1 protein-coding gene is annotated in these 1,368 nt (G+C 68.3%); it reads left to right on the top strand.

Features of this window, described 5'->3' with window-relative positions:
• On the top strand, positions 1-1,368 hold a 1,368-nt coding region (locus tag ACZ7LV_RS38975; RefSeq protein ID WP_471946095.1), incomplete at both ends, for an AMP-binding protein.

Below are 1,368 nucleotides of genomic sequence, written 5' to 3'. Positions count from 1 at the left end.
AGACGCCGTCGACACACCGCTCCTGCGAGCCACCGGCCTGCACACCGAAACCGCCGTGTCACAAGCGGACGCAGCAAAATTCGACCTCTCCTTCCAATTCGTCCAACGCACCGACGCCGGGTCCGGCGCTGCGGACGGCGTCGAGCTGACGATCGAGTACGCGACTGATCTCTTCGACGCGGACACCGTACGGCGGCTCGGCCAGTCCGTCCTTCGGGTGCTCACCCAGGTAGCGGATGACCCCAACGCGCCGGTGAGCGAACTCGACCTGCTTGGCCCGGACTTTCGTGCCCAGCTGCTCGACGAGTGGGGCCAGGGAGCGGACGCGGCGTCGCATACCCTCCCGGAGCTGTTCGCGGCGCAGGTAGAACGCGATCCGGCTGCGATCGCCGTCGAGGACGGCGCAACGCGGCTGACCTACGCGGAAGCCGACGCACGTTCCGACACTCTCGCCGGGTTGTTGGCCAAAGCCGGTGTGGGGCCGGATCGTTGTGTCCTCGTCTCCATGGACCGCTCGGCCGACCTGGTGCTGTCGATGCTGGCCGTGATGAAGGCGGGTGGCGTGTACGTGCCGGTCGACCCGCAGTATCCGGTGGACCGGAAGCGCTTCATCGTCGAGCAGACCGCGCCGGTGCTCGCACTCGTCGACGCTCCCGGACGCTTCGAAGGCTGCGGGGAACTGGCCGAACTCCGGGTCGACAAAATCGATCTCCCCGCCCTGGCCACAGCGGCAGGTCCCGCTGCGGGGACAGCACTAAAGGGCCACGCGCCCGGCCTCGCGAACGGTTCGTACGTCATCTACACCTCCGGCTCGACAGGCGTACCCAAGGGTGTGCTGCTGCCCCACGCCGGCATCGGCCGTCTGGTGGCACAACACGCGGTGTACGGCGCTGGGCCTGGCTCGCGAGTACTTCAGGTCGCGTCGATCGGCTTCGACGGATCCGTATGGGAAATGGTCATGGGTCTGCTTTCGGGCGGCACCGTGGTCGTGGGCGACCCCACGGACCTGCTGGAAGGCCGGATACCGGACGGCATCACCCACGTGACGCTCACCCCCTCACTCCTGGGGACCCTCGCCGACGACGTGCTGCCCGAGGGCGCCACGATCATCACCGCGAGCGAGGCGTTCACCGACAACCTCCTCCAGCAATGGTCACGCCGCCACCACCTGGTCAACTCCTACGGCCCCACAGAAACCACCGTCTGCGCCACCGGCGGCCACCTGCACGCCGACCAGCCCGTCACCATCGGCCGACCGGTCGCCGGCACCGGCATCCTCGTCCTCGACGAGCACCTCAAGCCCACCCCACCCGGCGTGACCGGCGAACTCTACGCAACCGGCACCGGACTCGCCCGCGGCTACCACAA

The sequence above is a fragment of the Streptomyces sp. NPDC107562 genome, assembly GCF_055657325.1.
Note: the sequence above shows the minus strand (reverse complement) of the source record. Positions and strands in the feature narration are given on the sequence as shown.